This window comes from Longimicrobiaceae bacterium (assembly GCA_035936415.1).
Lineage (GTDB): Bacteria > Gemmatimonadota > Gemmatimonadetes > Longimicrobiales > Longimicrobiaceae > JAFAYN01.
In genome coordinates, this window is sequence record DASYWD010000314.1 from 1 (window position 1) to 6,426 (window position 6,426).

Genomic DNA, 6,426 nt, shown 5'->3' on the forward strand with positions numbered 1-6,426 from the left:
GGTGGACTGTTGCGCCCGCGCCACCCCGCGGGTCAGTCCCTCGCGGTCCAGTCGCCCGAGCCCTCGCCGATGCCGCCCCCCAGCCCGTCGCCGCCGCGGAGGGCGATCGCCACCCCGGCGCCGAGCGCCGCCACCGCCAGCATGGTCCGGATGGGGTGCAGCTTCGCGCCGGTGTAGGCGCTGCTCTTCGCCACGTGGCCGGGGTAGTCGCCGCGCTCGGCGAGGTCGCCCTTGCGCGGGCGGTGCAGGGCGTCGCGCCGCTTCGCGGGCGTGGGCTCGTCGCTCTTCTGCTGCTCGAAGAGGCTGGACTCCATGTACCGGTCGGTCAGGCGCGGGGCCAGCTTCCCCATCCCGGCGAGAACCCCCCCGCCGGCGCCCACGGTGATGTCCCGCACGGGCCGCTCGGCGCAGCGGAGGATGGTCTTCGCCACCACCCGCGGCGAGTACACGGGCGGCGGGAAGCTGGGCTCCCGGTCCATCAGGTTCCGGGCGTGCTGCGGGTACTGGGTGTCGATGGACGACGGCTTCACCAGGGTGACGGAGATGGGCGCCCCCTCCTCCTCCAGCTCCATGCGCAGGGCGTCGGTGAAGCCCTTGATGGCGTGCTTGCTGGCGGAGTAGTGCCCCTGCAGCGGGATGGCGCGGTCCGAAACGACGCTCCCCACGTTGATCAGCGCCCCGCCATGCTCGCGCAGGTGCTCGGCGGCGAGGAGGGAGCCGTGCACCATCCCCCAGTAGTTGGTCTCGAACAGGCGGCGCGCGTCCTCCAGCGGGACCTCCTCGATGCGGCCGTAGATGGAGACGCCCGCGTTGTTGATCCAGGTGTCGATGCCGCCGAACTCCTTGACGGCGTGCTCGGCCGCGGAGCGCAGCTCGTCCATGTCGCCCACGTCGGCCACGGAGTAGGTGGCCTCGCCGCCGTCCTTCTGGATGGCGCGGACGGCCTTCTTCAGGTCGGACTTGTCGCGCGAGACGAGCACCACCCGCGCCCCGCGCTTGGCGGCCAGCCGCGCGGTGGCGAGCCCGATCCCGCTGGTCGCGCCGGTCACGACGATCACCTGCTCCTCCAGCGGCCTCAACTTGATGTCCATCGTATGCTCCGCTCCTTCGTGAGAGTTGCCCATGAGAGGGGGAGGGAGCGGGCCGCAACCGCCGTGCCGGGGGATGGACGAAGCTGGTGCGGTTTACGGCTTGTCGGAGCCCCTGCTGGATGGATCCGACAGGTGCGGAGGTGCGAGGAAGGGAAGCTCGCGACGGATCCGGCCGGGTGTCCAGTGCTGCTCCCGCTCAAGGCGGCGCTCGATCGTTCCAGGACATCTGGGTCAGGAGAGTGTAAACTCTGTATACACAAGGACGTACACAGCGTACATATTTAGGCGCTATCTCAATCGAACATAGGCGCTTACATTTGGTGCCTGGGCGCGGGAAATCGCCCGCCCCAGCCTCTCATTTCCAGTCAGGAGTCCTACCCATGCGTACCACTCGTATCCTCCTCGCCGCGCTTGCCCTCGCGCTCTTCTCCGCCTGCTCCGCGGAGCAGGGAGGCCCCGTCTCGCCCGCCAGGCCGGCGTTCGACGGTGTCGGGCTCGACGGATCGGGGAACTCCATCGGGGCGGACACGACGTCGACGACGCTGTCGGAGCGCTGCGGCATCGGGACATGCGGGAGCGGCAACTGATTTAATCCATCGGCATGAGGGTGTGGATGGGACTATAGGGCGCGTCGTCCCGCCGCACCCTCATGGCCGTCATCAGGTTGGTAGTAAGGTCGGCAGCGGCTTCGCTGCTTCTCCGCGCGGGATTGCTCCGGGTTCCATTCACACCGTGGATCTTCTCTTCGGCGATCACGCTGTGTCGGACTGCGTCCAGGATCGATTCCGCAACGAAGAGCACTTCCCCCTCGGCCCGTTCCTTCGCAAGGCGGAATGCCTCCTCGGCCGCAAGCTGGGCCCGATCCCAGGATCCGAAGCTGCTTGCGCCGAGTGCGAGCTGGGCGAGGGCCGCGGCGTGGCCGTCCGCCGTCGCCTGATGGCGGATCGTCGCCCAGCTCTCGATCCACATGCTCTCGAACACCTCCTTCCAACCTGCTCCGGCGGCCGCTCTCGCGAGGCTCGCGAGCAGCAGGAGGCGGTTGCGCGGCTCCCACACGTGGTCGAGCAGCGAGGTAAAGAGTTGCGCGGCGCTTTCGAACTCTCCGCTGCGATCCATCCAGAGCCAGGCGATGTCCTTCGACATCCGGAAGATCCGGCCGTGTCCGGGTCCATATGCCGAGATCGCCCGCCGAGCGTACTCCATCGCCAGCGTTTCGTTCATCAGGTCGAAGCTGAGAAGCATCAGGTCGTACAGCGCGTCGCCCTCCAGCGTCCGCAGGTCGTGCCGCCGCGCGATCCGCTGCGTGAGCTTGTGATAGCGCATGGCGAGCGGCAGGTTGCCGCGCTGGCGGTACAGGTTGCCCAGGCCGGACATCGCCAGCGTCGCCACCTCCCAGCGGCCGGCGCCCCGCGCGACCCAGTGCGCCCACTTGAGCCACCCCTCCGCCTCGTCGTACAGGGCCAGCTTCCGCGCGACCCGGCCCACGCTGTAGGCATGGTGCGGGTTGTCCGGGTCCGCGTCCTCCGCCGCCTGGAAGAAGGCGAGCGCGGTGCGTCCCGCCGCGGCGTCCTCCGCCCAGAGGCCCACGTGCATGCACCCGAGCGCCACGGCTTCCATCGCGGGCTGGTCCGGGACCGCATCGCGGATGAGGCGGTCGAGCGCGGGGAGGGTCGCGGACAGCTCCGGCACCAGCCCGTCCAGCCGCCACCCCGCCTCGTCGAGCGTGGCCTCGTCGGGCGCGGTGATCGCCTCCAGCCAGGAGCGGACGTCGCGCAGCACCTGCCAGAGTACCAGCCCGGCCTCCTCCTTCCCGATCTCCGTCAGCTCCTTCACGATGAACACGTAGGGGATCCGCTCGTCGGGGTCGAGCACGATCGGGCCGGGGTAGCGCGGATGGCACATGGGCAGGATGCGCAAGGAGTGGGCGTTCTGGATCTCTACGCTGCCGACACGATAACGTGGACAAAGTGGACGCGCCAGAGGCGCGTCCATGGCGCCTCGCCGACACCGCGGAACGTGCCGGCACCCGGGTGGGCAGGGCCGCTCCGGGCGCATAGTTTGCCTCCCGGTCCGCCGGACCTTTCTCCAGGTGGAGGACGGAGCATGGCCAGAGAGGTGGAGGCAGTCGAGGACCCGGGGCTCTCCGCGCGCGTGGTCGCGCGGGTGCCGCTGCTGTACGAGGAGGGCCCCGACGCGGAGCTGGACCGCCCCGCGCACGTCCGCGCCGGGTCGAGCCTCGCCTGGGTGGGCGGCAACCTCGCCGTGGTGCAGGACGATGCCAACTTCGTCGCGCTGGTGGACCCGGCGACGCTCCGCGCCCGCGCCGTCCCCCTCCCGGCGGGCCACGGAGGAAAGCGGCAGTTCGACGACGTGCGGGGCACCAAGGCCCACAAGCTGGACCTGGAGGCGTGCGTGGCTGTCCCCGGCGCGGAGGGCGACCTGCTCCTGGCCTTCGGCTCGGGGTCGTCGGCGCGCCGCGAGCGCGTGGCCGTCGTGGAAGGGCTCCCCGGCAGCGCGCCGACGGTCGCCCTGCGCGACGCCTCCGCGCTGTACCGCCGCCTCCGGGAGCGCGACGACTTCGCCGGGAGCGACCTGAACGTGGAGGGGGCGGTGCTCCTGGGGGGGCGGCTGCGGCTCTTCGGGCGGGGGAACGGCGCCCCCCGCGGCGGCCTCCTCCCCGTGGACGCCACCTGCGACCTGGAGTGGGCGGCGCTCCGGGCCTACCTCCGCGACCCGGAAGCGGCGCCGCCGGAGCCGCAGGAGGTGGTGCGCTACCGGCTGGGCGAGATCGACGGGCTGCGGCTCGGCTTCACCGACGCCGCGCACGGGGGAGGGCGGCTCCTGTACTCCGCCGCCGCGGAAGACTCGCCCGACGCCACCCGCGACGGCCGCGTCGCAGGATCCGCGCTCGGCGTGTTCGACGCCCCGGACCGGGTGCGCTGGACGCCGCTGCGCGGGCCCGACGGCAGCCCGTTCACCGCGAAGGTCGAAGGGCTCGCGCTGGCGTCCTCCGGCCGCGCCTGGGTGGTGGTGGACAGCGACGACCCCGCCGCTCCCAGCGAGCTGTGCGAGGTGGAGCTTTCCGGCCGCTGGTAGGGGAGCGGCGGCGCGGGGCGTGCGGTGAGGCGGATGGCCGCTGCACGCGCCGCCGTCCCCCACACCCGCCGCCCCCGAGGAGGCCCATGATCCGCTTCGCGCTCGCGCTTTGCCTGCTCGCCGGCTGTTCCGGCGACGACGGCTCGGGGCCGCCGGACCCGGGCGGCGAGGGGGTCCGGCTGGAGGAAGTGGCGCGCGGCCTCGCCAACCCGCTGTACCTGACCGCCCCGCGCGGCGATCCGCGCCTCTTCGTCGTGGAGCAGCCGGGGCGCATCCGCGTGGTGGAGAACGGCGCGCTCCTCCCCGCGCCCTTCCTGGACATCGCCGACCGCGTCTCCAGCGGCGGCGAGCGGGGGCTGCTCAGCGTGGCCTTCCACCCCTCGTACGCCTCCAACGGCTACCTCTACGTCAACTACACCGACCGCGGCGGCGACACCCGCGTGGAGCGCTACCGCGTGAGCGGCGACCGCAACCGCGCCGATCCCGCGTCCGCGAAGCTGATCCTGCAGGTGGCGCAGCCGTTCTCGAACCACAACGGCGGGCTGGTGGCGTTCGGGCCCGACGGCAGGCTGTACGTGGGGATGGGCGACGGCGGCTCCGCGAACGACCCGCAGGGGCACGGGCAGAACCCGGCGACGCTGCTGGGCGCCATGCTCCGCATCGACGTGGACGCCGGGGACCCGTACGCCGTCCCGGCGGACAACCCCTTCGCGGGGCGGTCCGGCGCGCGGGGGGAGGTCTGGGCCACCGGGCTGCGGAACCCCTGGCGCTTCGCCTGGGACCGCGAGGCCGGGCTCCTCTACACGGCCGACGTGGGACAGAACGCGGTGGAGGAGGTGAACGTCGTCCGCGCGGGTGCGGCCGGGCTGAACTACGGGTGGAACGTCATGGAGGGGAGCCGGTGCTTCCGCCCGGCGGAGGGGTGCAGCCGGGACGGGCTCGTCATCCCCGTGCTGGAGTACTCGCACGCCGAGGGGTGCTCCGTCACCGGCGGGTACGTGTACCGGGGAAGCCGGATCCCGGCGCTGCGCGGGCACTACTTCTACGGAGACTTCTGTCGGGGGTGGGTGCGCAGCTTCCGCTACGACGGGAACGGCGCGGCGGACCGGCGGGAGTGGGACTTCGGGGACGTGGGGAACGTCCTCTCGTTCGGGGAGGACGCGGCGGGGGAGCTGTACGTGCTCTCGGCCAGCGGGCGGGTGTACCGGATGGCCCCGGCGTGAGCCCCGGGCCCGGGGTGTCCTCCTTTCCGTCCGGCGGGGTGTCCTCCCCCGCAGACGCAGGGCGGGCGCGGTTGCGGTGCCCGGCGAAGGTAAGCCGCTGCGGGGGTTCGGCTTGGCCCTCCGGCGATCCCGGGGACCGTACGTTGCGCCTGCGGTGCGGTACGCATCCCGGCCGATCCCCGGCCGCCCGCCCCACCTCCGCCTGGGAAGGTGCCGCATGTTCTCCAACCTCACGTCCGGGCGCCGCAAGCGCCGCTTCTGGAGCCCGGCCACCGTCGCCGCCTCCGTCGGCGCGCACGTCCTCCTCCTCGGCGGGGTCCTTCTCGCCTCCGGCGGGGAGCCCCGTCGCGAGGTGGTGGACATCCTCCCCATCGGCCCCTACGTGCCGGAGGTGCCGGAGCCCCCTCGCGAGCCGGAGCTCGCCGTCCCCGAGCCGATGAGGCCGGAGGCGCCGAGCGCGCCCAAGACGGGGGACTACGTACAGCCCACCCCGCCCGAGGACATCCCGAAGGGGCTGCCCGACTACAGCCCCGCGGACCGCCCGCTCACCCCGGCCGACGTCGACGGGATCGGCCGGGTCCGGGGCGACGTGGTCGGCCCGGTAGACCCTGCCGACGACCGGCCGCCCACCGGCGCGACCGGCCCCGTCGTCTCCGGCGGCGAGGTGTACGACGTCGGCGCCGTCGCCGAGCGCCCGGCGCTGGCGAACGCCGCGGAGATGCAGCGCGTCCTGCAGCGCCTCTACCCCACGCTGCTGCGCGAGGCGGGGATCGCCGGTCAGACGCAGCTGCAGCTCGTGATCGACGCGCAGGGCCGGGTGGAGCCGGGGAGCGTGACCGTGGTGTCCACCACCCACGAGGGGTTCTCGGACGCTTCCGTGAAGGCGGCGGAGCGCTTCCGCTTCCGGCCGGCGAAGGTGGGCGGGCGCGGCGTCCGCGTGATGATCACCCTGCCGATCACCTGGACGCTGGAGCGCTGACCGCTCCGCGGACGGACGACACGAGGGGCGGGGGGCG

Annotated in this window: 6 protein-coding genes; 4 read left to right on the forward strand and 2 right to left on the reverse strand. The window is 72.7% G+C overall.

Going from position 1 to position 6,426, the window contains the following annotated elements; translation table 11 throughout:
• Positions 1–32 precede the first annotated feature (32 nt).
• Positions 33–1,091: an SDR family oxidoreductase gene (locus tag VGR37_12965; protein HEV2148308.1), complete on the reverse strand. Its 1,059-nt coding sequence runs from the start codon at positions 1,089–1,091 to the stop codon at positions 33–35.
• 380 nt (positions 1,092–1,471) lie between these two features.
• Between VGR37_12965 and VGR37_12970 the strand changes: the two genes are divergently transcribed.
• Positions 1,472–1,678 (forward strand): hypothetical protein, encoded by a 207-nt coding sequence (locus tag VGR37_12970; GenBank protein ID HEV2148309.1) that lies wholly within the window; start codon positions 1,472–1,474, stop codon positions 1,676–1,678.
• A gap of 1 nt (position 1,679) precedes the next feature.
• Here the strand turns inward: VGR37_12970 and VGR37_12975 are convergent, their stop codons facing one another.
• Positions 1,680–2,993: a hypothetical protein gene (locus tag VGR37_12975; protein ID HEV2148310.1), complete on the reverse strand. Its 1,314-nt coding sequence runs from the start codon at positions 2,991–2,993 to the stop codon at positions 1,680–1,682.
• Between the two features lie 201 nt (positions 2,994–3,194).
• Between VGR37_12975 and VGR37_12980 the strand changes: the two genes are divergently transcribed.
• The 3 genes from VGR37_12980 to VGR37_12990 all read left to right on the forward strand — a co-directional run bounded on the left by VGR37_12980 (position 3,195) and on the right by VGR37_12990 (position 6,389).
• Positions 3,195–4,187: a hypothetical protein gene (locus VGR37_12980; protein ID HEV2148311.1), complete on the forward strand. Its 993-nt coding sequence runs from the start codon at positions 3,195–3,197 to the stop codon at positions 4,185–4,187.
• Between the two features lie 86 nt (positions 4,188–4,273).
• Positions 4,274–5,410 (forward strand): PQQ-dependent sugar dehydrogenase, encoded by a 1,137-nt coding sequence (locus tag VGR37_12985; protein HEV2148312.1) that lies wholly within the window; start codon positions 4,274–4,276, stop codon positions 5,408–5,410.
• Positions 5,411–5,627: 217 nt separating this feature from the next.
• Positions 5,628–6,389, forward strand: a complete 762-nt coding sequence (locus VGR37_12990; GenBank protein HEV2148313.1) for a TonB family protein — start codon at positions 5,628–5,630, stop codon at positions 6,387–6,389.
• Positions 6,390–6,426: the final 37 nt, after the last annotated feature.